Source organism: Demequina sp. NBRC 110052 (assembly GCF_002090075.1).
Classification (GTDB): domain Bacteria; phylum Actinomycetota; class Actinomycetes; order Actinomycetales; family Demequinaceae; genus Demequina.
Genome location: NZ_BBRI01000002.1, coordinates 1293891 through 1317986, shown reverse-complemented (window position 1 = coordinate 1317986; position 24096 = coordinate 1293891). Strand labels below are relative to the sequence as shown.

Here is a 24096-nt window from a genome sequence, read left to right as displayed (position 1 = left end):
GCTCGCCGGGCCTGCCGAGACTCGGAGAGTCCGGCCCGCAAGGGCCGGCCTCCGGGCCCCGAAGGGGGTCCGGGCCGAGTGCGCAGCGGTCGCGTTCGCGGGGGCACCGCCCCCACCAGCGAGGCGACCGAGGCGACGACGGCGTGCGTCGGGACGGATGCATGCCGCGCGGGGTCAGGGGTTGAGTTCAGATCGGATGCCTGGGACAACGTGGCTTCAGGTCGAGGGGGGCTCCCGACGAGGGGGTCGCTTGAGAACTGTGGGTGACGGCACAGGAGGTTCGCGGACCCCGGCATCGGCCAAGAGGTCGCTCCCGCTTGCGGGGGCGAAGCCGCATCGTCAATCGCGGCCGTCGGATCCCGTCCATGGGCGGACCGAGAACTCGAGGTCATGGCAAGGCCCCCCGCACGCCAATTGCGGGGGGCCTTCGCCTTGCCTGGCCGCTTCTGCAGCGGCTGTGACCCACGCTATGTCCGCCGCCGCGCCGAGCCGCGGAGGACACGCCGCTCCCGCCTCAGCCGCGCCCCGCGTCGGGCATGCGCGCCCGGTGATCGGCTCGCCGGGTCGGGCTCCGAGGCTCGCCGCCACCGCCGCACTAGCCTGTCCCCAGGGGCCGAGGAGGACACATGAGCGACACGGGCAGCGGCGAGATGCCGACTACGCCGCGCTGGGCCGGCGTGCACCGTCCGGAGAGCGGCGAGTCCGCCGAACCGCCCATGGGCGATCCCACTGCCAGCGACGCGTGGGGAGCGCGGTCCTTCAGCCCCTATGACGCGGCCAGCGCCGACGCCGAGAACGTCGAGGCCGAGCCCGCCTCCGACGCTCCGCACGGAACTGAGGAGGCCGAGCCCGCCTCCGACGCTCCGCACGGAGATGAGGCCGACACGCCGAGCGCTGACGAGGATCCGGCTGGCGTTCCCGGAGTGTCGGAGGCCGACTCCGTGCGCACTGTCGACGACGAGGCCACAGAGGTCATGGAGCCAGTCGAGTTAGAGCCTCCGGTCACGCCGTACGTGGAGGAGCCCGAGGCGCCGGAGCCCGAGGAGAACGCGTCGGACGACACCATGGACCCACCGCGCGGCAACCCGCTCGGAGTGTGGGCCGTCGTCACAGGAATCCTGCTGATCTTCCCCGCCGCGATCGTGCTCGGCCACCTGGGACTGCGCGCGGCTGCGCGCGAGGGCCGCGCTCGCACCGCCGCCTTTGCGGGCATGCTGCTGGGCTACCTGGGGCTCGTCGTCGCGGGTGCAGGCGTCGCGCTCTGGCTGCTCGTCTTCGGACCCGAACTCGAGACCGCTGAGCAGGAACTGCAGGCGCAGGCGGACGTCACCGCCGTCGGCAACGCTGTCGCATCGCATTTCGAGGACTCCGCCACGGAGCCCGAGCTGGAGGTCACGGACTCCGGGTACCTGGTGGACGGCGTCGCCGTCGAGGGGCTGCTCTCAGCCGAGCGCGACGTCTCGCTCGCGTTCGACTCGAGCACCGAGTGGTGCGTCGAGCTCACCTATGCCGACGAGGCTGCCTCCTACGTGGGAGCGACGGGCTACTCGGCAACCGCCTGCGGCTGAGCCTCGGTCACGCGCGGAGGGTCCGTCGCGATCCCGTCGCGGTGGCCCAGCAGTTCGAGCCACCGCACCAGCTGCCGGTGAACCGTCTCGGCTCCGTGCAGAGTCCCGCGCTCGTCCGCGAGCGACTCGTCGATGCTCCACTCGCGCGGATACAGCAGCAGCGCGCGCGTCTGCCATCCGCCGAGCCCTCCGTGGCAGCCCACGAGGTCCTCGAAGGCGTACACCTCGTCCAGCGCCGGGTCGTGCGCGGAGTTGAGGTAGATGTCCGGCGCGTTGGGAAACGCGGCGGCGCGTGCGAAGTCGGCGCGCGCGTCGGGCCCGAACCCCGCGAGCGGGTCCTCTCCCTCAACCTCGCCGGTGGACAGCCGATGCAGGCCGCGCGGCCCGATTGCCACCGCGCCCGATCCTGCCTGCACCACGACGAAGCCGACGCCAGGATGGGTCGCGAGAGCCTCGATCAGGCCTGGATGCCGTGATTCGAGGTCGGCGAGCGTGAGTCGCTCGCTCGACTCGGTGAACCACACGCCACCGAGGTTGCCTGAGCCGACCACCACGATCTCGGGCCCCGCCGATGCACCCCCTGAGCCCTCGCCGGCCCCTGCGTCGGGCGGGGACACAGAGTCCTGGACTGCTGCGTCGGCCGCGTCCTGACGCCGGAGCGCGCGCTTGGCGACGCGGCCCGAGACCGAGTCCTGCTGCGCAAGCTCGCGGGCGAGCAGCCGTGCGGGGCCGCCGGCCTCGGCGTCGTGGGTGGGGATAGCGCGCGCCCGTCCACCGACGCGCTCGCGGACGAACTCTTCGAGCGAGTAGCCGTAGCGCTGCTCGAACGTGGGGCCCTGACTCTGGCCGTGATCGGAGACCAGCACGATCCGGTAGTTCCGCGGCGCGATGCCCAGCGCGATGAAGCGCTCGAACGTGTGCAGCACCTGATCGATCCCGTACAGCGAGGCGAGGGACTCGGGGCGCGTGACGCCTGCGTGGTGGGCGATCTCGTCGTAGTCGACGAAGTCCACATAGACCGACTTCGCGCCCGACATCATCGCGTCGATCACCAGTGCCACGTTCAGGTCGCGCAGCAGGGCATTCGTGACGCCACGCAGCAGCACGTACTCGCCGCCGCGGTGCACTCGCGGCTCCACGCCCCGCCACACCTGACGCCGCCCTTGCCACAGTTCCTTGGCCATCTCGCCGATCGTGCGCGGCAGGGCACGTGCCAGACCCGCCGGGTGGGTGAAGAACGCCGCATACGAGTGCGAGGCGCCCACCTCGCGCTTGCCTGCGCGCAGGCCGCTGACCGTCAGGTACGAGCGCTCGGCATCGCCCGAGAACAGGTTGGAGACGGACACACCGCCATCGGCGAGCAGACCATTCCCGCTGCTCGCGCGCTCCTCGATGATGCCTGCGTCATTGGGGTTGTTCGTCGCCATGAAGCGGCCCTCGGCGCGGTCCCACCACATGAACATGGGGATGCGCTCGTTCGAGCCCTGGAGGATGCCCGACTGGCTCGCCGGCGTGGTCGACGGGATGCCGGCCGTCCACTCGGTCCATGTGTGGCTGCCTGCGCGGATCCAGCGGGAGATGGTCGGCAGATTGCCCGCGCGCATCTCCTGCTCCAACAGGGGTGCCGAGACGCCGTCCATCTGGACGAACAGCACGCCCTCCTGGCCGTCCTGCGCGGGCTCGACGCCCTGCAGGCTCATGCGGGTCGCATGCACCAGCAGGTAGTCGTACGAACTCGCGGAGAAAGCCCACGAGACTGCGGTCATCAGGATCGAGAAGATCCACGACGCCACGATCGCCCAGCCGACGCCGGATACGTCGATGCCGGGTGCGATCCACAGCGCCAGCCCCACGGCGGACGCGTTGCCGAACAGTGCGGCGAGCAGCGCGCCCGCCCAGCCGAAGCGGCTCGCGATCTGCAGCCACACTGGCTGCAGCGCCCACGACGCGACGGCGATGAGGACTGCGGCGGCGAGCGTCGCGACCCACGAGTCCGATGCGACGCCCGGCGTCAGGGTGATCGTCCACGACACGACCAGCACCGTCACCGCAAGCTCGACTCCGCGCAGGATCCTGCGCCTCACCGAACGCTGCTCGGCGCCCAGCGCCTTCGCCAGCGCACGCTCTCGGTCCGACTGGAACCACCGGTTCGCCGCCGGCACCCACGCCAGCACCAGGATCAGCACGCCCGACGCGAGGGACGCCACGGACGAGGCCGCGTCGCCTTCGCCGATCGTCGCCTCGTACAGTGCCGCCACCGTCCGGGCCGCGAGCACCACGGTCAGGACCACGCGCGCGCCGTTCGACCCGCGCCACAGCGCGACCGCGAGCGCGATCATCGCCAGCGCGCTCAGCCACAGCACGACGGCGTTCGGCTCGTCGCCGAGCCCGGCACCGGCGTCGGCCGTGTCGCGTGCCGACCGCGCGCCGAGGGCGACGTCGAGCACTGCCGCCAGCGCGACCGCGACCGCGAGGGCGACCACCGCCCACGGTCGGCGTCGGGGAGACCCGGCAGCGGCGTCGGTGCTGGTCCGTGAGGCCTTCGTGTCCGGGCTCATGGGCCCATCATTGCCCAGGGCCCCCACATCCGTCCTAGGCTGGGCCGGAACCCGAACGAGGAGACGCCATGACCCTGCCCGCCATCACCCGTGACGCCACCGGGGCGCCGTCCGTCGACTTCGCAGGTGCGGAGAAGCCAGAAGAGCTCGTGGTCGAGGTGCTCGAGGCCGGCTCCGGGCCCGCCGTTGAGGAGGGCCGCCAGATCACCGTGCACTACACCGGGTGGCTGTGGGACGGAGCGAAGTTCGACTCGTCGTGGGACCGCGGCGACTCCATCTCGTTCCCCATCGCGTACGGCGCGCTGATCGACGGCTGGGTCGACGGCATCGTGGGACAGCCCGTCGGATCGAAGCTGCTGCTCGTGATCCCGCCGGAGTCGGGATACGGCTTCCGCCCCATGGGCCCCATCCCTGCAGGCTCGACGCTCGTGTTCGTGATCGACGTGCTCGAGGCCCGCTAGCGCGATCCGCTGCGTCCTGTGAGGCACTGAGTGCTCGCGTAGCGCCGAATCGTGCACTCATGTCCTCACAGGGCGGCGCACATGACGAAGGCCCCTCCGCGGAGGGGCCTTCGAGTCGGAGCGGGTGACGGGAATCGAACCCGCGCTATCAGCTTGGGAAGCTGAAGTTCTACCATTGAACTACACCCGCATGCCGTGACGGCCCTCCTATCCTAGACGCACCGGGAGCCGCCCGCACCAACCGGGTGCGGGGGCGTCGGCGAGTGACTGGGGAGGAAGAGCGTGGCGGACGAGCGCCCCACCTTCATGCCGGACGAAGGCGACGCCGTCGCCGACGAGCCGATCGAGCTGCCCGAGCATCTGCAGGCGGAACAGCCCCTGCCGCCGCGCCCCGAGCCGGCTCCCGAAGCCGAGCCGGAGGCCTCAGATACCCCTGAGGACGCTCTCGACGACGGTGAGACCGCACATGCGCCCGGATCGTTCCTCGCCGGGCTCACGGGAGGAGCCCGACGCAGCGCGGCCAGTGCGTCGACGCCGAGCGACGACGCGGACACCACCCCCGATGTGGACCCCGCGACCGGTGCGGCGGTCCCGGACGGCGTCGACGACATGCCCGACGCGGCGGGCGAGGGCGAGCGCGTAGCCGACCCCGGCGTCGGGCAGGAGCGGGGCGACGAGCCCGAGAGTCCGCACCCGTTCGACGACGACGCCAAGCTGGCGATCCTGCTGCGCGGCGCAATCGTCGCGGGGGTGCTCGGCGCGATCGTGGCGATCCTCGCGCTCACCGTCGTTCCGGAACCGCTGCGCATCTCCGGACTGCTGCTCGCCGCGATCCTCGCGGGCGTGGCGGTGAGCATGGGACACGTGGGCCACCGTGCGGACAGCATGGGGCAGCGGCCGCAGGAGCAGCTGTCGCGCATGTCGACCGTGACCGGCTACGCGGCCCTGGGCGTGGTGATGATCGCGGTCCTGTTCGTGGTCGTGCCGCTCATCCTCGGGCCGACCGCGCAGGGCCAGCTGCGCACCGCGCAGGAACTCGCGGTGGGGCAGTGCGTCGCCGACCCGTACGCGACATGGGACGACTTCCAGGAGGAGATCGGCGACGACGACTGGTGGTTCGACGTGGTGCCCTGCACCCAGGAGCACTTCGGCGAGATCTCGCTGGTGAACCTCGCGCCCCCATACGACGAGCCCACGTATGCGCAGGGCGACTCCGAGTCGCTCGCCGAGTGCATCTCGGGCTTCGAGGCGTACGTGGGAACCGCGTGGGAGTCGTCGAGCCTGACCGTCGAGGACTACTACCCGACGGGTGCGGCCTGGCAGTCCTCGCCGTACGTCGTGTGCATCGTCGCTGGATCAGAGCCCCTGACGGGAACGCTGTTCGGGTCAGGCCTGTAGCGACAGCGTGCCGACGGGCGTCAGCCCGCCGATGGCGTGCGCGCGCTAGACGAGAGGCGTGGCCGCCAGCGCCCAGGCCGCCGTCAGAGTCTCGCCGGGCTGGACGATCCGCAGCCCCGTGCCCGGGACGCCGGCAGCGTCGAGAGTGAAGGCGTCGTTGGCGTTGCTCACCGGCTCGAGCGCGAAGTACGGCCGCTCCTGCGGGATGTAGCAGACCACGTGACCCAGGACGTCGTCCGCCTCGAGGTCCAGCTGGAGGGCGTCGGGCCACGTCACCGAGCCCGCGACGGGCCCGGTGCGTGACGTGTAGCAGTCGTCCACGAACTCGGTCCCGAGCGGTCGGCGCTCGCGGAAGTCCGCGGCGGGCCGGATCGGCCCGGCCTCGGCGGTCGGTAGTGCGTTGTCGAGGTCGTACGCCTTCTCGCAGTCGATGCGCAGCTCGGCGGGGCCTCCCACGGCGCCCGACGCGGTGGCGAGCTCTCGCTGCAGGTACGGGTGGTGCCCGAGTCCAGCGGGGAACGTCTCGTGGTCGGTGTTGGTGAGCGCCATCTCGACCTCGAGCCGGGCGCCGTCGAGCCGGTAGGTGAAGCGAGCCGTGAACGACCACGGGAAGTTCACGCCGTACACATCGTGCGAGACGAACTCGAGCACCGCGTAGGTGGGGGAGGACTCGACGACCGTCCAGGCGTAGTCGGTGCCGACGCCGTGGATCGCCGTGCCGTCCGCATGGTTCACGCGTAGCTGATAGGTGCGTCCTGCCCACTGGAGGCGGCCGCCGCGGACGCGGTTCGACCACGGGACGAGCGGATACGACGCGGTCTCCGCGAACCGGCCGAGCGACTCGGCGGGGGTGGGGCGAAGCACGTCCACCCAGGCACCGTCCAGGTGGAGCTGTCCGAAGGCGATCGAGCCGCCCGTCTCGGGGACCAGCCCCACCCTCCAGAAGCCGTTGTCCAGTGTCACGATGTCGCGCATGCGTTCATTGTGGCGCATCGCGACGAGGCTTCACGGAGCCGCGCACCCCCATCCCGAATGCCCTGTTCGCCCTCGATGTACCGATCTGCGGCGACGGATTGGTCACACCGTGAACGGCCGCAGTGCCCGCCGAGGTGTCGGGCGGGTTAACGTCTCGTCATCACCGCCGCGAGGAGCAGCCTTGAGAGACCACCGCAGCATGGACGCGCACGCGTCTGAGGGCGCTGCGGGGCGCACGCAGGCGGGCCTCGCAGGAGTGGGCGCGGTGCGGCTCGATGACTCGCCGCTGCCGCCCGAGCCGCTGGCCGCAGATCGCGACGATTGGATCGGCTATGCGTCCGTCGGCGGTGCGCTCCTCGGTGGCCTGCCGGGCGTGGTGCTCGGTCTGATCGGCCTGAGGGCCGCGCGGCGCGGGACGTCACGGACGCGCTCGTGGGCGCTCGCGGGCACGGTGCTGGGCACTGCGGTCGCGGTCGCTCTGACGGTCGGTGCTGCGAGTGCGGTGACCGGCGCATTCGATTCGGGTCGCCTGGGTGGCGTCTCCGCGGCGGAGTTGACGGTGGGCCAGTGCTATGACCTGCCCGAGGACGCACTGCTGCAGGGGTTCTCTGAGGACGTCCAGGGCTTCAACGTGGTCGACTGCCTCGAGCCTCACCGCGGCCAGGTCTACCAGGCCGGCGTGGTCCACCTGGACGACTACCCCGGGTTCGAGCAGATGCGCGCCGACGTGGAGGGCTGGTGCACGCGCGACGACGTGACGGGCATGCTCACGCAGGCCGCTCTCGCGAAGGTCGTCGAGGTGTACTTCCCGAGCGCCGCGTCGTTCGCTGACGGCGACCGTGGGTGGGCGTGCGGCATCACAGAGTCCGGCGCGGAGTGGATTGGCTCGGCACTCGTGGGAGTCGGCTGACCCCTTCCCGCATGCGGCATGCGATGCGATGATCGCGCCATGGCTCCCCGGCGCCGTATGGTCGCGATCGCGCTGCTGGTCGCGGCTGTCGCGTGGTGCGCAGTTGCGTGCAGACCGCCGGATCCAGCCGCCGATGCGGGCCAGCGGGATGCGGAGGTCCTCGACTCGGCGCCCTTGAGCGGCGACATCGCCTTCCCGCGCACGCTGCAGGCTGAACGCATGGTCGAGTTGCAGGTCACCCTCGATGAGGAGGTCGACGCGATCGTCGTTCGCGCGTCACTCGAGTCCCCGCTGTTCACCGAGACGGGCTGGCAGGACGCGCATGTGAGGGTGTTCGCTGGCTGGCCGACGCGGGTGCGCCTCCCTCTCGGCGATCCCGTGTGCGGCGTCGCGGAGGGTTCAGGCGGCGAGACGCCCGACGCGGTGGCGCACGTCGTCTTCGACGTCGCCGGTGCTCAGGTCGAGCGGGAGGTCGACGTGCCGGCAGGTGTGCTCGCCGAGATCCGTGCCGAGGAATGCGGGGCGAAGGCGCTTTCGGACGTGGCGTCCCCGCGGTTCGGCGACGTCGAGGCGGTCGCGGGCCTGACGGTGACGACCTCGCTGTCGCTCACGCGAGGCGAGGGCGATGCGCGGGTCGAGGCGGTGCGCGTCGCGGGGAGCGTGGTGTTCTCGATCGTCCCGAGCGATCCTGTGCTCGCGCTCGAGCCGGGGCAGGACGTCGTCTCGGTCCCGGTCTCGCTCACACCCACGCGGTGCGATCCGCACGTCTTCGCCGAGAGCAAGAAGACCTTCGTGTTCGGCGTGTGGCTGGCGGTCGATGGCGCCGAGCCGCGTCGTGTCGACGTGCTGCCGGGCGAGGCGCTCAAGGCGGCGCTCCAGGATGCCTTCGACCGCTGTGCCTCCGTCTGAGACGCACTTATCACCCCTGCTAGAACACCGACTTCCCGCCATAGGGGAATGTCCAGGCGCTCGGGCACGGTTGGCCTTGATGACCGCGAGGAGCGGTCGACGGGCCCGGATCCACCCGATCCTGGAGCCCGTTCTAGTCCCCAGACCCCTTGGGGGGAAGGAGCACCACCATGGCTATCGGTTCGGGAATCTTCCTGATCGTCCTCGGCGCGATCCTGACCTTTGCGCTCAACGCGTCCGTCGACGCGATCAACCTGGGAATCGTCGGCTGGATCTGCATGATCGCTGGATTCGCGGCGATCGTGATCTCGCTGATCGTCAACGCGCAGCGCAGCAACACCACGCACCGTGAGGTGCGCGACGAGCACGTCGACGAGCACCAGAACCGCCGCGTCGAGGGCTGACGCGCGAGCCCGCGTCGTCGCACGCGGCTGAGCTCGATTCGGGGCCGCATCCACCCAGGGGGCTGGTGGGTGCGGCCCTCTCTCATGCGCCCTGGCAGTCACTGAGTGCTGGGAATCGCGTGGATATCAGCACTCAACGACTGCTGGGGCGCGCGGGGCGCAGCGCGATCAGGTGCGCGCCGAGTCCACGTCGGCGATCGGCTCGTCTCGGACCGCGCGTCCGAAGCGCACGAACGGCCGACGTGCCTGCACCTCGACCACGACGTTCCAGTAGCGCGCGGCCCACGCCCCGACGGCAGCGGCGACCGCGATCGCGGAGATCGCTCCCACGAGGATCGCGATGCGCGGCCCGATCTCCTCGCCCACCCAGCCGATGATCGGCGAGCCCAGCGGGGTGCCGCCGAGGAACACCATCATGTACAGCGCCATCACGCGGCCTCGCATGTGCGGCTCGACCGTGGTCTGCACCGTCGCGTTGGCCGCAGTGATCATGGTCAGGGCCGCGAAGCCGACAGGGATGCCGGCGAGCGCGAACGCCCAGTAGGTGGGCGCGAAGGCGAGCAGCAGGTTCGCCACGCCGAAGCCCATGGCTGCGACGACCACGAGCCGCAGCGTCGGGCGTCTGCGGCGGGCCGCGAGGATGGCTCCGCCGAGCGAGCCGATCGCGAGGATCGAGCCGAGGATGCCGTAGTCCTCAGGCCCGCGGTCGAAGGCGAGGCGCGCCATCATCGCGCTCGTGAGCTGGAAGTTGAGGCCGAAGGCACCCACGACGCCGACGATCACGAGGATCGCGACGATGTCGGGCCGCCCGCGGATGTACCTGACGCCCTCGGCGATCTGACCCGGCTGACGCGGCGCGCGATGCTGCGGGTGGAACTCGTTGGGCCTCATGAGCGCGAGTGCCACGATGGTGGCCGCGAACGTGAAGCCGTTGAGCATGAACACCCAGCCGGAACCGATCCAGGCGATGAGCAGGCCCGCGAGTCCCGGCCCGATGAGGCGCGCGGCGTTGAACGAGGCGGAGTTCAGGCCCACGGCGTTCGACATGTTGTCGCTGGGAACGAGGTCGCCGACGAAGGTCTGCCGGGCAGGATTGTCGAAGGCGGTGACCACGCCGAGCCCGAGGGCGAAGGCGTACACGTGCCACAGCTGCGCGTGGCCGCTGAGCACGATCGCGCCGAGCCCGAGGCCGAGCGCGGCGCCGGCGAACTGAGTGGCGAAGAGCAGCTTGCGGTGGTCCACGCGGTCGGCGATGACGCCGGTCCAGGGGCCGAGCAGCAGGAACGGGAGGAACTGGAGTGCCGTCGTGATGCCGACGGCGACGCCCGAGTCCTCGGTGAGGTCGGTGAGCACCACCCAGTCCTGTGCGATGCGCTGCATCCACGTGCCGATGTTGGATACGAGCGCGCCGGCGAACCACAGACGGTAGTTGTAGATGCCGAGCGAGCTGAAGGTGCGATTCATTCCGTCTTCTCAACGTCAGGCGTTCGAGGTTGATTCCTGACTCCTGTCAAGGATATCCGCCTTCGGTGATGCCCGACGCTGGTTAGGGTGGCGTGCATGACTCGATCAGTGCTGGTGCTGGGTGGGACGGCGTGGCTGGGGGCCGAGATCGCGCGTCAGGCGGTGTCCCGAGGGTGGGACGTGACGTGCCTGGCGCGCGGACGCGCGGGAGCGGTGCCCGAGGGTGCGGCTCTCGTGGAGTCGGACCGCTCGGGGCCCGGCGCCTACGACTCGCTGCTGGGTCGCCGATTCGACGCGGTGGTGGAGGTCAGCTGGCAGCCGCGGTTCGTGCAGGAGGCGCTCGCTGCGCTCGCGGGTGCTGCAGATCACTGGACCTACGTCTCCTCCGTGTCCGTGTACGCCGCCGCACAGGAGCCCAACACCGAGGACTCGCGCAGGGTCGCCGCCCTCGACCCGACCGTCGAGCCCACCATTGCCCACTACGCCGAGGCCAAGGTCGCGTGCGAGGACCTGACCGTTGCCGCCGTCGGGCATCGCGGGCTCATCGCGCGACCGGGCCTGATCGTGGGACCGGGCGACCCGAGCGACCGGTTCGGCTATTGGCCCGCACGCGCCGCGCTCGCGGGGGAGGGGCCGCTGCTGGTGCCCCGTGACGGAGCGCCCACGCAGAGTCTGGACGTGCGCGATCTCGCGGCGTGGATTCTGGATGCGGGCGAGGCGGGGGTCACGGGGCCGGTGAATGCCGTGGGCGAGCAGGTGGCATTCGCGGATCTGGTGGCGCTCGCTCGGGAGGTCGCGGGACACAGCGGCGAGGTGCGCGCCGCGACGACGCCATGGCTCGCGATGCGGGAGGTCTCGAGCTGGTCCGGTCCGCGCGCGATTCCGCTGTGGGTGCCGCCGGGTCCGTTCTCTCCGATCGGTGCGCACTCGTCCGAGCGGTACCGCGCCACCGGTGGAGGGTGGCGTCCCCTGGAACAGACGATGCGTGACGCTCTCGCCTGGGAGAGGGGACTGGGCCTCGACCGAGAGCGCAAGTCCGGGCTGACGCGCGACGAGGAGTTGGCGCTGATCGACCAGCTGCCCTGAGCCCCGGCCTCGGAGCGGCTGCGCGGAGGCGATGCCTTGCCTGCCCGGCATTGCCTGACTAAAGTCAGGTACATGGATCCGCGCCTGATCGCCGCCTTCCGTCAGTTCCAGCGCACTGTCACGCGAGAAGTCGGCGCGCTGCACGGCGACTTCCTCGACCGCGGACGTCCCCTCGCCGCCTCGCGCATGCTGTGGGAGATCGGTGACGGCGACGTGGAGATCGCGTCGCTGCGAGCGCGGCTCGGGCTCGACTCCGGCTACGCCTCGCGCCTGTTGCGCGCGCTTGAGGACGAGGGTCTCGTCGAGGTCGCGCCGAGCCCCACGGACGCGCGCGCGAGGGTCGCTCGCCGCACGCGAGCTGGCTGCGAGGAGGTGGTCGAGCTCGACCGCCTCAGCGACGACGGAGCCCGTGCGCTGCTAGCCGGTCTCGACGAGAACGAGCAGGCGGAGCTCGCCGCCGCGGCCCGCATCGTGACGCGACTGCTGTCGCGCAGGCACCTCGAGGTGTCTCTCGAGGACCCGGACTCGCCCGAGGCGCAGTGGTGCGTGCAGCAGTACTTCGAGGAGCTCCAGGCCACCTTCGATGCGGGCTACGACCCTGCGGCCGCTCTCCCGACCGCGAGCGACGAACTCGCCCCTCCGCACGGTGCGTTCCTAGTGGTCCGCTATCACGGGCAGCCGGTGGCGTGCGGCGGTGTCAAGCTTCCCGAGGGTGAGCCCGCGTTCCTCAAGCGCATGTGGGTGGCACCGTCCGTGCGCGGCCTCGGCGTGGGCGGCATGCTGCTCGACTCGCTCGAGGCGCGGGCCCGCGATGCGGGCGCGACTTTCGTGCGCCTCGACACCAACTCGGCGCTCGAGGCTGCGTGTCGCATGTACGAGCACCGCGGGTACGTGCAGGTTCCCGACTTCAACGGCGAGGTGCACGCGAACCGCTGGTACGCCAAATCCCTGTGAGGCGACGGCGTCCGGCGGGGCACCGCGTCGGGCCTATGAGCCCACGCGTGCCGGGACGGGGACCTTGGCGCGCCGCCGGATCACCACGTTCGCGACCGCGATGCCTCCCACCACCAGAGCGGCACCCACGAGGGCGAGTGGCGTGGGGGTCTCGCCGTACGCGAGCCAGCCGGTGAGCAGGCCCACGGGCGGAACCAGGAGCGAGAAGGGCGCGACCGTCGAGGCGGGGTAACGCCCCAGCAGCGAGTTCCAGACGCCGTAGCCGAGCAGAGTGGCGGCGAGCACCAGATACGCGACAGCGAAGGCGCCGCCCCACGTCGGGTGCGTGAGCGCGGCGCCGATCTCCGCGGGCCCCTCGAAGATCAGGGACAGCGCGAACAGCGGCACCGGCGAGGCCGCGCTGGACCACACCACGAGCGAGAGTCCTCCCACGTTGCCCAGGCGCCGGGTGAGGACGTTCGAGACCGCCCACGAGGCGGCGCCGCCCAGCGCGAGCGCGAACCCGATGACCGTGGTCGACGCGCCAATGTCGAGGCCGATGAGCACGATGCCCGCGACCGCGATCGCGAGGCCCGCGATGCGCCGCGCGGTGAGGCGCTCGCCCAGGAACGCGACGGCGAGCACTGTCGTCACGACCGCCTGGGCCTGCAGGACCGTCGCGGCGAGGCCGGAAGGCATGCCGAGCGAGATCGCCACGAATAGGCAGCCGAACTGGCCCACGCCCAGCGCGATGCCGATGGGGATGAGTCGACGCCACGGGATGCCTCGCCGCGGCACGAACGGCGCGGCGATAGCGAAGACGAGCGTGAAGCGCAGCGCCGCCAGCAGCAGCGGCGGCACGTCCTCGACGCCGAGCCTGATGACGGCGAAGTTGGCGCCCCACACGACGGCCGCGAGTGCGGCGAGCAGGGCGTCGCGGGTGGTGAGTCGGGTGGGCATGAGGACCTCCGGGGCTGGCACGCGTCCGACGCCGTGGCTGGGCCGGGCGCCGTCGCGTGCGTTCAGGCTAGGCGGGCGTCTGCGGGCCACGGGAGGGCGCAGTGGCACCTTCATCCGAGCGCCACTGAGGGCGACTTAGGGTGGTGGCATGAGCGAACGACCTCTCGACATCCTCGTGCTCGGCGGCACCGCGTGGCTCGGAGCGCTGACTGCGCGCGTGGCGCTCGAGCGCGGCCACCGCGTCACGTGCCTCGCGCGCGGCGAGTCCGGTGCGGTCCCCGCGGGAGCGACTCTCGTGGCCGCGGATCGCGACGAGCCTGGGGCCTACGACGTCGCCGCGAACCGCGACTGGGACGCCGTCATCGAGGTGAGCTGGCAGCCCCGGCACGTCCGCGAGGCGGCGCAGGCGCTGCGTGCGCGCCACTGGACGTACATCTCCTCCGTCGCGGCCTATGAGCCCACGCGGATCATGATCGACGAGTCCGCCCCTCTGCGGGAGCCTGCGGCGGTGGATGAGCGCGTCGACGGCTCGCGCTACGACGCCGCCAAGGTGCGCTGCGAGGCGGACACCGTGTCTTCGCACCCCGCTGCGCTGCTCGTGCGGGCGGGCGTGATCGGCGGCCCCGGCGACCCCACGGACAGGCTCGCCTCCTGGCCGCGGCGGGCGGCGGTTGCAGGTTCCGGACCGATGCTCGTTCCGGCAGAGCCGTCGGTGCCCGTCCAAGTGATCGACGTGCGCGATCTCGTCGCATGGCTGCTCGACGCGATCGAGGCCGGGCTGACGGGGCCCGTCAACGTCGTCGGCGAGCAGATGACGATGCGCGCGATGATCGACGCCGCCCGCGAGGTCGCCGGCGCGACCGGAAGGGTGGTCGAGGCGCCCGGACCGTGGCTGCACGATCATGGCGTGCGCGAATGGAAGGGTGCCGACTCGCTGGGCTTGTGGGTCGACGACGACGGCGCGGGCGCTCGCTGCGGTTTCCACGACGACTCGCGCTACCTCGCGACCGGCGGGCGACGAAGGCCGTTCAAGGAGACCCTCGCCGACGTGCTCGCCGAGGAGCTCGCGCTCGGCGTGTCGCGCGCGGGGACCGCGGGGCTGTCGCGTGCTCGCGAACTCGAGCTCATCGGCGAGCGAGAGCGAGCGTAGGCGGGACTAGCTGTCGAGACTGCGGTTCAGGGCCTTCGCCACCTGAGACGCGACGGCTCCCGCACCTCTGCGGGTGACCTCCTCCGGGAGGGCACCGGAGGCCCACAGCGCGGCGAGGCCGTGCACCATCGACCAGCGGGCGATGAGGGCAGGCCCCGTCTGCGGCGCAGGTGTGTCGCCCGCGAGCCCTCGCCACGCTCGCGCCGCGGCCTCGCGCCACGCGGGATCGGCCGGGGCGCGCAGGTGTCCCTCGAACATGACCGCGAAGTGACCCGGATGCGCGAGTGCGAACTCGACGTACGCGCGCGCGGACTGCTCGCCGCCTGGTGCACCGCCTGCGGCCTCAAGAGCGTCGGCGAGCAGGGTGAAGCCCTGCGTAGCGAGCGCGTGCAGCAGTCCGTCGCGGTCGCCGAAGTGATGCGTGGCCGAGGCGTGAGTCACGCCCGCCTCGCGCGCCACCGCACGCACCGAGAGCGCGTGCGCGCCCTGCGCGGCGACGTGCGCCGCGGCGACGGCGAGCAACGTGTCGCGAGCCTCGCCGCGTGCCGGTGACTGCACCATGCGGCCACCCTACACCTTGCTTTCCATTGACAAGTATTGCCGGGCCAGAGAGACTATCCAGTGGAAAGTTAACGTCAACTCATCCCGGAGGTCCTCATGCCTGCTCTGCCTGACGTGGTCCGTCGCTCGCCCGCGCACGACGAGCCGGTCGTCGTGATGGTGTCTCGCCTCCCCGTCACTCGATGGAGCGCGGTGCCGGGATTCCTCCGTCACTCCCTCCGGATCCACCGCGCGCTCGCGGAGGCGCCGGGCCTGGTCGTGGGTGGGCTCGACGCACGGCTCGGACGGCGCGAGTTCTGGACCTACTCGGTCTGGGACAGCCGCGAGTCGCTCGGTGGCTTCGTGCGCACGCCGCTTCATCGCGACGCCATGACGCGGTTCCGCGACTCCCTGGGCGACCCCGTCTTCGCGACCGTGGACGAGACTGCCTACGTAGCGCGAGACACGTGGGCCGCACGGCGCGCCGTGATCCAGTCGCCGTAGCGTCAGCCCCAACGCGTCGAGTCCTTCCATGTGCCGAGCTCGCCTCCGTGGGACCTTGTGCGTCACGCGAGAGGTCGCGCGCGTGCCACCATGAGCGCGTGAGCCGACTGACTGCACGCCTCGATGAGGCGATCGATACTGCGATCACCGCCGAGCGACTCGTCGGGTGCGTCGTGCTCGTGCGTCGCGAGGGGGTGGACGTCTACTCCCGTGCCGCGGGGCTGCGAGACCGCGAGGCCGGCCTGCCGATGGAGCGCGACACCATCTTCCGCCTCGCGTCTGTCAGCAAACTGTTCACCGCCACCGCCGCCATGCGGCTCGTGCAGGAGCACGTGGTCGAGCTCGACGAGCCGATCGACATGTGGCTGCGCCGCTTCCGGCCCGCCCTCACCGACGGGACCGTTCCCACGATCACGCTCGCGCATCTGCTGACCCACACGTCGGGTCTGGGATACAGGTTCGGCCAGCCGGACGACCATCCGTATCACGCGCTTGGCGTGAGCGACGGGCTCGATGCGCGCGTGCGAGACCTGGACGAGAACCTCGCGCGCCTCGCTCAGGCGCCGCTGCACTTTGCGCCAGGTGCGGCGTGGCGCTACAGCCTGGGACTGGACGTGACGGGGGCGCTCCTCGCCGCCGCGTCGGGCGTCACCTTCCCTGAGGTCATGCGGCACGCGGTGCTCGGACCCCTGGAGCTGCGCGACACCGGCTTCGCGGTGCGCGATCCCGAGCGCCTCGCGGTTCCGTATGCCGATGGCGACGAGCGCCCGGTGCGCATGACTGACCCGCATGAACTGGTCGAGGGCGACGAGGGCGTGGTGACGTACTCGCCCGGCCGCGCGCTCGACCCCGAGGCATACCCGTCCGGTGGTGCAGGCATGGCGGGTACCGCTGACGAGGTGCTGCGCCTGCTGGAGGCACTGCGTACCGGCGGTGGGCCCGTGCTTCGCGCCGAGAACGCGGCCGCGATGCTCGAGGATCGCGTGGGCCCCGGCGCAGAGGCCGACGGGCCCGGCTGGGGCTTCGGCTTCGCGGGCGCGGTGCTCGACGATCCCGAGGCGGCCAGAGTGCCGCACGCACCGCGCACCGTCGAGTGGGGCGGGGCCTACGGGCACCACTGGTTCATCGATCGCGACGCGGGGCTGACCGCGGTGATCCTCACGAACACCACGCTCGAGGGCATGAGCGGGCCGAGTCGCAAGGCGATCGTTCAGGCGATCTACGGCTGACTCGCGCTCGTCCGCGCGCGGCCTCGACGCCTGCGTTCGACGCCCGCCCTCACCCCTTATCCGTAGCCAGGCGCCTCACGCCTCCTCCGCGCGCGCCCGACCCGCAATCAGGCGCCTCACGCCTCCCGTCGCATGCGCCTCCGCTTGCGAAGCCGCCGGCCGCGAGTTAACGTACAACCAAATGGTTGTAGAAACTGAGCTCTCCGACGCCGAGGTGGACCGCATCTTCCATGCCTTGGCCGATGCGACGCGCCGCGACATCGTGCGCCGCACCCTCGCGGGCGACGCGTCCGTCACGGACCTCGCCGCCGCGTACGAGATGTCGTTCGCCGCCGTGAGCAAGCACGTCGGCGTGCTCGAGGAGGCTGGACTCGTGACACGCCACCCCGAGGGGCGCCGCCGCATGGTCCGCGGCAACCCCGAGCGCATTGCCCGCGCCCAGCGACTGCTCGACGCCTACGAGCGGCTATGGCGCGATCGCGTCGGACGCCTCGACGACCTGCTCGCCGAGCCTACGAGCACCAGCACACCCGCCTGAACCGAAACTCGCCCCACCCCGGAGGCCACCATGCCCATCACGTCAGTCGAGAAGAACCTCGACGCCCTCACCATGACCGTCACCGCCGACTTCGCCGCGCCCGTCGAGCGGCTCTGGGAGGCCTACGCCGACCCCCGCCAGATCGAGCGCTTCTGGGGCCCCGTCGAGTGGCCTGCCACGTTCACCCGCCACGACATGGCCGTCGGAGGCCGGTCGCACTACACGATGCGCGGCCCGGACGGCGAGGCATCGTCGGGCATGTGGGAGTTCCTGGCCGTGGATCCGGGCCGTTCATTCGAGGTCACCGACGCCTTCGCCGACGCAGAGGGCAATCCGAGCGCCGACATGCCGGCCATGCGCATGACCTTCGTGTTCGAGGCGACCGACACCGGCTCGCGCATGACGAACACCACGTGGTTCCCGTCGCTCGAGGCACTCGAGCAGCTCCTCGGCATGGGCATGGAGGAGGGCATGAAGTCCGCGATGTCGCAGATCGACGGCGTGCTCGAGGACCTCGCATCGTTCGCCGCCGGTCGTGGCACCGACCTTGCGATCCTCTCTGACACTCAGGTGAGGGCCTCGCGCCTCATCCGCGGCACTGTCGAGCAGGTGTGGCGCGCGCACATGGATGCCGACCTGATGAGGCGCTGGATGCTCGGGCCCGACGGGTGGAGCATGCCGGTCTGCGAGGTCGCCACGGAGGTGGGCCAGTCCTTCCGCAACGAGTGGGTCAGCGATGACGGCTCGCAGCCGAGCTTCGGATTCGAGGGCGAATGCCTCGAGATCAACCCGCCCCACCACGCCGTGACGACCGAACGCATGATCGGGATGGACGGCCCGGGCACTGTGAACGAGCTGACGCTCACGCCCGTCGACGGCGGCACGCTGCTCACCGTCGTCATCACCTACCCCGATGCTCACACGCGTGACATGGTGCTGGCCACCGGCATGGTGGACGGCATGGAGTCGAGCTATGCGCGACTCGAGTCGCTGCTCGCTGACTGAACGGAGCCGCGCGGGAACGGGAGGGTCACGGTGGTCCCCGCGCTCACCGTGCTCGCGACCTCGAGGGTGCCGCCGTGTGCGTCGACGATCGCGGCCGTGATCGCGAGCCCCAGTCCGGAGCCGCCCGTGGCGCGCGACCTCGACTGGTCGCCGCGCACGAACCTCTCGGTGGCGCGGGCGGCGACCTCGGGCGTCATGCCAGGGCCGTCGTCGGCGACGGTGACGGAGACGAGCCCGTCCGACGCGTTGAGCGTCACGGTCACGTGCTCACCTCCGTGCAGGGCTGCGTTGCGCACCACGTTGAGGAGCGCCTGGCGCACCTTGTCGGGGTCCACTGAGGCACGCGCGCGCTCCGGGCCGTCGAGCGCGAACTCCGCCTCGGGGTGCGCCGCCGCGGCGTCGCCCACGATCTCCCTCGCGATCGCGGCGAGATCCGCGTCCTCGCGGTGCAGTTCCGGAAGCGCGTCGTACTTGGCGAGCTCGAGCATGTCCTCGACAAGGCGCTTCATGCGCTCCGCCTCGGCCTCGGTGCGGCCCCACGCGTCGCTCACATCAGCCGCGTCGGACAGCGCTCCCTTGCGATACAGCTGCGCGTAGCCGAGCACCGTCGTCAGGGGTGTGCGGAGCTCGTGCGAGGCGTCCGCGACGAACTCCCGCAGACGCGCCTCGGAGCGCTCGCGCTCCGCGAGCGAGGCAGTGAGCCTGCCGATCATCGCGTTCAGCGACTGCGCGAGCTCGTGGCTCTCCGATCCGGCGCTCGCACCCTCGAGGCGCACGTCCATGTCGCCCTTCGCGATGCGAGCGGAGGCGTCGACCATGCGGCGCATCGGGAGGATTCCCAGGCGGATCACCCACAGGCCCACGAGCGCGAGGGCGGCGAGGATCGCGCCGATGCCGAGCGCCTCGATCACGATGAGCCGTTCGGTGGCCGACTCGACGCCCTCGAGCGAGAGCGCGGTGACGTCCCAGCCCTTGTCGCTGGTGCGGATGTAGACGCGGTATGTGTCGTCGTCGCCCTTGACGGAGTCCACCGTGAGGTACAGGTCGCCGGAGGCCGGAAGCTCGGCCGTAGTGAGGTGCGGGGGGTCGTCGCTGTCCGCGGCCCCGGTGTTCGGCGCGTACACGACCCGCCACGAGCCATCGGCGGTGACGAAGGCGCGCCACGCGTCGGACGGGCGGTCGGACGGCGCGAGCCCGCCCGCGGTGTCGGACAGGTCGTCGTCGTCGGGCACGGGGCCGGCGAAGGACGCGAGCCTCTCATCGAGCTGCTGCACCAGGTACGTGTGCGTCGTCACCGTCACGATCGCGGCGACGCCGGTGGCGATCGCAGCGATGACGCCGAGTCCGATGAGCAGGCGGGTGCGCAAGGACAGCCCGGGGCGGGCCTCGCTCACGACTTCACTCGCATCGTGTAGCCCACTCCGCGGACCGTCTGGACGAGCTTCGGCTCGAAGGAATCGATCTTGCGCCGCACGTAGCCGATGTACGTCTCGACCACCGAGGGGTCGTCGTCCGGCGAGTAGCCCCATACGTTCTGAAGGAGCTGGCCCCGCGACATGACGCGACCGGCGTTCTGGAGCAGGAACTTCACGAGGTTGTACTCGGTGGGCGAGAGGTGGATCTCCTCGCCCGCGCGCGTGACCTGGTGCGAGACGTCGTCCAGCACGAGGTCAGCGAGGGTCCAGGTCTGTGCGGCGTCGGGCGACTGGCCTGTCCGGCGCAGCACTGCCTCGACGCGCGCGACGAGCTCTTCGAGAGCGAAGGGCTTCGAGAGGTAGTCGTCGCCGCCGAGCGACAAGCCCTGCACCTTGTCCTGAGCCGCGTCGCGCGCTGTCAGGAAGATCACGGGCGTGCGGTCACCGGCGTCGCGCAGGCGCTTGCACATCGCGAAGCCGTCCATGCCGGGCATCATGACGTCGAGCACGATGAGGTCGGGGCGGATCTCCTTCACGGCCTTGAGGCCGCTCGCGCCGTCGGGCGCGTGAGAGACGTCGAAGCCTTCGTAGCGAAGGGCGGCGACGAGCATCGACCGGAGATTGTCCTCGTCATCGATCACGAGGATGCGGCGCTGTGACATGCCTCAAGTGTTCCAGCCTCGGCTCCACGTTTCCTGAGAGCGCACCGGTAGGCCGCTGAGAGCGAACGCGGTGAGCCTTTCTCCCTGGTACCTCTGCCGCGGCTCTGCGGACGTTCCCAGCATCCTTCGATGAAGTGGATGTCAACGGCCCCCAGGGCCTCACTGACCGTCACGACCACCCAGGAGCAGACATGTCCACCTTCGGCTACATCGCCGCCGACCTCATCGCGATCGCGATCCTCGTCTTCGGCCTCTACTTCCCGCGACACCGCCGCAAGGACCTCATCGTCGCCTTCCTGGCCATCAACGTCGGCGTCATGGGCGTGACCTACGCCATGGCCACCGCCGATCTCACCCTGGGCTTCGGCCTGGGAATCTTCGCTGTCCTGTCGATCATCCGACTCAGGTCGACAGAGATGGATCACGGCGAGATCGCCTACTACTTCACGGCGATCGCGCTCGGCCTGCTGGGTGGATTCCCGTCCACCTCGCCGGCCGTGAGCCTCACCCTCATGGCGGTGCTGCTCGCTGTGATCTTCGTCGGTGACAGCCCGGCGCTGTTCGCAAGGACGCGCCAGGCGAGCATGGTCCTCGACCGCGCCGTCGCCGACGAGGCGGTGGCGAAGGACCTCGCCTCCGTGATGCTGGGAGCGCACGTGCATCGGATCACGATCCGCAAGGTCGACTACGTCTCCGAGATGACGCAGTGCGACGTGCGCTACACGCTCCCGCAGCGCGCAGACGGAGTGGACGCCGTCGGCGCCACGGACGAGGTCCCCGCCGCCACCCTTGCCGGGGGCGCTCGATGAGCGCCCCCGGCGCCCGGGCCTGGCTGCAGCGCATCGAGGCGATGCCGTCGGTCGGCCTGGACGAGCTCAACGCATCGGCGGCGATGCTCACTCGTGTGGACCGCAAGTACGTCGTGCCGCCGCAGCTGTGGAACGAGCTGCTCGGTGAGATCGACGGGCTGCGCGTCCTCGACGAGGGTGGGCGCCGCGTCCACCGCTATGAGTCGACCTACTTCGACACTGTCGACCTGCAGATGTACCGCGACGCCGCGCGTCGGCGCCCTCGCCGCACGAAGGTGCGCACGCGCCGCTACATCGACGCGGGCGTCACCGCGATCGAGGTTAAGGAGCGGGGTGCGAGCGGCGCGACGGTCAAGTCCCGCCAGTGGCTGGATCGCGTGCCCGACGCAGCGGCCGCACCGATCGTGTCGCTTCCTCCCCAGGCGTCCAAGTTCGTGGCTGGCTTCCCGCGACTCGCGCCGCTCGTCCCCGGCCTACGCCCGACGCTGACGACCACATACGACCGCGTCACCTTCGAGGGCGACCACGGGCGCGTGACGGTCGATCGCGAAGTGACGGCCAGGGACGCCGCCGGTCGCGAGGTGCGCTTCGATGGCGCACTGATCGTCGAGACGAAGGTCGCGCGGCACGCCGGCGACGTCGACCGCGCCCTCTGGGCCGTGGGGGTGCGCCCCGCACGCGTCAGCAAGTACTGCACCTCACTCGCGGCGCTCCAGCCCGAGCTCCCGTCGAACCGTTGGAACCGCACGCTGCGCCGTCACCTCGACGGCGCGCTCGCGCCCGCCTCCTGAACCGAAAGGCATATCGATCATTACCCTCCGCAGGCCCACCCTGGCCTTCGCCTCTCTCGCCGCGACCGGCGCGCTGCTCCTGACCGCCTGCTCGCCCGAGACCGCCGAACAGGAAGGTACGGCTGTCGACGACGACGCCGCCTCCAGCGCGGACTCGTCCACGGAGGCCATCTCCGTGGCCACCGTCGAGGGGGAGGCCTCGTACGAGGACCTCGACCTGTCCGAAGTGGACCTCGCCCCGGACGCGTCGGCGGCCACCGAGATCACCCTCGCGGACGGCGCCTCGTCCGGCGGGAGCGGCGTGAGCGTCGACGGTGACACCGTGACGATCTCGGCCGCCGGCACGTACGTCCTCAGCGGCACCCTCTCGGACGGTCAGGTCGTCGTGAACGTCGTGGACGACGACGTCGCGCTCATCCTCGACGGCGTGGACATCACGATGTCGGATGCGCCCGGGATCCAGGTGGATGATGCGAGCAACGTCATCGTCTACACGGCGGCCGGCACGACGAACAGCGTCTCCGACACGGGTACGTACGACGAGACGGATGACACCGTAGGCGGCGCCGCGATCTACTCGAGTGCGGACCTCTTCCTCGCGGGCGAGGGCACCCTGGTGGTCGACGGCGGCCGCAACGACGGCATCACGTCCAAGGACTCGCTCGTCATCGCCTCCGGCACGTACGAGATCACCGCGACGGACGACGGAATCCGTGGCAAGGACCACCTGGTGATCCTGGACGGCGACATCGCCGTCGATGCGACCGGGGACGCACTCAAGTCCGACAACGAGGCCGACAACGACGAGTCGGAGCGGTTCGTGGGCATCGTCTGGATCGCGGGCGGCTCGCTGGACCTCCGCTCCGGCACCGACGGGATCGACGCCGCCAACCAGGTGACGATCGCGGGCGGCACGCTCGCGATCGACGCGGGCGACGATGGCATTCACTCCGAGGTCTACCTGCGCATCGGAGATGCCGAGATCGACATCGCGAACTCGTACGAGGGCCTTGAGGCGGCACTGATCTATCTCGATGGCGGCGACGTGTCGATCGTCGCGAGCGACGACGGCATCAACGCGACGGACGGATCGAGCAACCAGGAGACTGCGACTCAGACAATGGGCGGACCCCCTGGAGGGACCGCTGGCGGTGAGCGGCCGGAACGGCCGGGCGCCGTCGACAGCGCTGCTGGTGCGTCCAGCGCCCCTCAGTCCGAGTCGGACTCTCCTGCTCTCACCGACGCGGTGGAGGTGCAGGCGCCTGTCGACATCGTCGAGGACAACGTCGGGATCTACATTGACGGTGGAACCTATGTCATCGACGCAGTCGGTGACGGTGTGGACTCGAACGGCAACATCCAGATGTCGGGCGGGGTGGTTGTCATTGCCGGTCCCGAGACCGACCGCGAGGGCCCCATCGACTACAACGGCGAGTTCGCACTTGATGGCGGCGTCATTGCGGCGTCAGGAGCGTCGGGCATGGCTGAGGCACCGGATGGGGGCGAGCAGCCGTACGTGTGGCTGACGTTCAACATGTCTCTGGCCGCGGGAACGGTGATCTCTGTAGTGGATGACGGCGGAGAGCTGATCGCCTCGTACACCACAGAGAAGACCTCCGCCTCACTTGTCCTTTCCACGCCCGACATCGAGTCGGGGGCGACATACACGGTGGTCTCAGGCGGGAGTGTCGCGGGCGGCGAGGAGGTCGGTCCCCTCACCGTCGGTGGCACGCTGACAGGCGGGAACGAGCTCGGGTCCCTCACCGCGTCCTGACTGGTCCCGGTGCGCCCCTCGATCCTGCCTGTGGTCGGGGGGCGCACTGCCGT

General features: G+C 70.7%; 23 protein-coding genes and 1 tRNA gene. 16 read left to right on the top strand and 8 right to left on the bottom strand.

The genetic code is table 11. The features are described 5' to 3' along the window. The first annotated feature begins 626 nt into the window (after positions 1-626). Entirely contained in the window at positions 627-1568 is a 942-nt protein-coding gene (locus B7K21_RS06390; protein WP_084074348.1) for a hypothetical protein, read from the top strand. Here B7K21_RS06390 and B7K21_RS06385 read toward each other — a convergent pair. Continuing rightward, complete coding sequence (locus B7K21_RS06385; RefSeq protein WP_084074347.1) at positions 1544-4126, bottom strand: phage holin family protein; 2583 nt, start codon at positions 4124-4126, stop codon at positions 1544-1546. The genes B7K21_RS06390 and B7K21_RS06385 overlap by 25 nt on opposite strands. A gap of 68 nt (positions 4127-4194) precedes the next feature. On the opposite strand from B7K21_RS06385, the gene B7K21_RS06380 reads away from it, so the two are divergent. Continuing rightward, complete coding sequence (locus B7K21_RS06380; protein ID WP_084074346.1) at positions 4195-4587, top strand: FKBP-type peptidyl-prolyl cis-trans isomerase; 393 nt, start codon at positions 4195-4197, stop codon at positions 4585-4587. 119 nt (positions 4588-4706) lie between these two features. Here B7K21_RS06380 and B7K21_RS06375 read toward each other — a convergent pair. Beyond that, positions 4707-4777: transfer RNA gene (locus B7K21_RS06375), tRNA-Gly, on the bottom strand. 92 nt (positions 4778-4869) lie between these two features. Here B7K21_RS06375 and B7K21_RS06370 point away from each other — a divergent pair. Then, entirely contained in the window at positions 4870-5985 is a 1116-nt protein-coding gene (locus B7K21_RS06370; RefSeq protein WP_084074345.1) for a DUF3488 domain-containing protein, read from the top strand. Between the two features lie 45 nt (positions 5986-6030). Here B7K21_RS06370 and B7K21_RS06365 read toward each other — a convergent pair whose 3' ends face one another. Beyond that, positions 6031-6960, bottom strand: a complete 930-nt coding sequence (locus B7K21_RS06365; protein WP_159448431.1) for an aldose epimerase — start codon at positions 6958-6960, stop codon at positions 6031-6033. A 181-nt stretch (positions 6961-7141) separates the two neighbouring features. Between B7K21_RS06365 and B7K21_RS06360 the strand changes: the two genes are divergently transcribed. From B7K21_RS06360 to B7K21_RS06350, 3 genes are all read left to right on the top strand, one after another. Next, positions 7142-7870, top strand: a complete 729-nt coding sequence (locus B7K21_RS06360; protein WP_144016080.1) for a hypothetical protein — start codon at positions 7142-7144, stop codon at positions 7868-7870. Positions 7871-7909: 39 nt separating this feature from the next. Continuing rightward, positions 7910-8779, top strand: coding sequence for a hypothetical protein (locus tag B7K21_RS06355; protein WP_144016079.1), 870 nt, complete (start codon positions 7910-7912; stop codon positions 8777-8779). A 170-nt stretch (positions 8780-8949) separates the two neighbouring features. After that, positions 8950-9183 (top strand): DUF6458 family protein, encoded by a 234-nt coding sequence (locus tag B7K21_RS06350; RefSeq protein WP_084074341.1) that lies wholly within the window; start codon positions 8950-8952, stop codon positions 9181-9183. Positions 9184-9351: 168 nt separating this feature from the next. On the opposite strand, the gene B7K21_RS06345 is transcribed toward B7K21_RS06350, so the two are convergent. Further along, entirely contained in the window at positions 9352-10647 is a 1296-nt protein-coding gene (locus B7K21_RS06345) for an MFS transporter (protein ID WP_084074340.1), read from the bottom strand. Positions 10648-10743: 96 nt separating this feature from the next. Here B7K21_RS06345 and B7K21_RS06340 point away from each other — a divergent pair, with 96 nt between their 5' ends. Together B7K21_RS06340 and B7K21_RS06335 are read left to right on the top strand one after the other, a co-directional pair. Further along, positions 10744-11733 carry an NAD-dependent epimerase/dehydratase family protein gene (locus tag B7K21_RS06340; RefSeq protein ID WP_084074339.1) on the top strand — a complete coding sequence of 330 codons (990 nt, stop codon included), beginning with the start codon at positions 10744-10746 and terminating at the stop codon, positions 11731-11733. A 72-nt stretch (positions 11734-11805) separates the two neighbouring features. After that, entirely contained in the window at positions 11806-12687 is an 882-nt protein-coding gene (locus B7K21_RS06335; protein WP_084074338.1) for a helix-turn-helix domain-containing GNAT family N-acetyltransferase, read from the top strand. Positions 12688-12720: 33 nt separating this feature from the next. Here the strand turns inward: B7K21_RS06335 and B7K21_RS06330 are convergent, their stop codons facing one another. Beyond that, positions 12721-13626 (bottom strand): EamA family transporter, encoded by a 906-nt coding sequence (locus tag B7K21_RS06330; RefSeq protein ID WP_084074337.1) that lies wholly within the window; start codon positions 13624-13626, stop codon positions 12721-12723. A 148-nt stretch (positions 13627-13774) separates the two neighbouring features. Here B7K21_RS06330 and B7K21_RS06325 point away from each other — a divergent pair, with 148 nt between their 5' ends. Further along, positions 13775-14776 (top strand): hypothetical protein, encoded by a 1002-nt coding sequence (locus tag B7K21_RS06325; RefSeq protein ID WP_084074336.1) that lies wholly within the window; start codon positions 13775-13777, stop codon positions 14774-14776. A 6-nt stretch (positions 14777-14782) separates the two neighbouring features. Here B7K21_RS06325 and B7K21_RS06320 read toward each other — a convergent pair whose 3' ends face one another. After that, complete coding sequence (locus tag B7K21_RS06320; protein WP_084074335.1) at positions 14783-15337, bottom strand: TetR/AcrR family transcriptional regulator; 555 nt, start codon at positions 15335-15337, stop codon at positions 14783-14785. A 96-nt stretch (positions 15338-15433) separates the two neighbouring features. On the opposite strand from B7K21_RS06320, the gene B7K21_RS12750 reads away from it, so the two are divergent. The 4 genes from B7K21_RS12750 (at position 15434) to B7K21_RS06305 (ending at position 18592) form a co-directional block, all read left to right on the top strand. Continuing rightward, the gene (locus tag B7K21_RS12750; protein WP_200806246.1) at positions 15434-15820 is read left to right on the top strand and encodes a hypothetical protein; all 387 of its coding nucleotides are present in this window, start codon (positions 15434-15436) and stop codon (positions 15818-15820) included. 98 nt (positions 15821-15918) lie between these two features. Beyond that, positions 15919-17049, top strand: coding sequence for a serine hydrolase (locus tag B7K21_RS06315; protein ID WP_200806245.1), 1131 nt, complete (start codon positions 15919-15921; stop codon positions 17047-17049). A 181-nt stretch (positions 17050-17230) separates the two neighbouring features. Beyond that, positions 17231-17587 (top strand): helix-turn-helix transcriptional regulator, encoded by a 357-nt coding sequence (locus tag B7K21_RS06310; protein WP_084074333.1) that lies wholly within the window; start codon positions 17231-17233, stop codon positions 17585-17587. A 30-nt stretch (positions 17588-17617) separates the two neighbouring features. Next, positions 17618-18592, top strand: coding sequence for an SRPBCC family protein (locus tag B7K21_RS06305; protein ID WP_084074332.1), 975 nt, complete (start codon positions 17618-17620; stop codon positions 18590-18592). Here the strand turns inward: B7K21_RS06305 and B7K21_RS06300 are convergent. Then, complete coding sequence (locus B7K21_RS06300) at positions 18559-19986, bottom strand: cell wall metabolism sensor histidine kinase WalK (RefSeq protein ID WP_084074331.1); 1428 nt, start codon at positions 19984-19986, stop codon at positions 18559-18561. The genes B7K21_RS06305 and B7K21_RS06300 overlap by 34 nt on opposite strands. Further along, positions 19983-20669 carry a response regulator transcription factor gene (locus tag B7K21_RS06295; RefSeq protein ID WP_084074330.1) on the bottom strand — a complete coding sequence of 229 codons (687 nt, stop codon included), beginning with the start codon at positions 20667-20669 and terminating at the stop codon, positions 19983-19985. The genes B7K21_RS06300 and B7K21_RS06295 overlap by 4 nt, the downstream gene beginning before the upstream one ends. Positions 20670-20860: 191 nt before the next feature. Between B7K21_RS06295 and B7K21_RS06290 the strand changes: the two genes are divergently transcribed. From B7K21_RS06290 to B7K21_RS06280, 3 genes are all read left to right on the top strand, one after another. Next, positions 20861-21478 carry a DUF4956 domain-containing protein gene (locus B7K21_RS06290; RefSeq protein ID WP_084074329.1) on the top strand — a complete coding sequence of 206 codons (618 nt, stop codon included), beginning with the start codon at positions 20861-20863 and terminating at the stop codon, positions 21476-21478. Then, positions 21475-22269: a VTC domain-containing protein gene (locus tag B7K21_RS06285; protein WP_234989198.1), complete on the top strand. Its 795-nt coding sequence runs from the start codon at positions 21475-21477 to the stop codon at positions 22267-22269. Before B7K21_RS06290 ends, B7K21_RS06285 begins: the two co-directional genes overlap by 4 nt. A 175-nt stretch (positions 22270-22444) precedes the next feature. Further along, positions 22445-24043 (top strand): carbohydrate-binding domain-containing protein, encoded by a 1599-nt coding sequence (locus B7K21_RS06280; protein WP_159448430.1) that lies wholly within the window; start codon positions 22445-22447, stop codon positions 24041-24043. Positions 24044-24096: the final 53 nt, after the last annotated feature.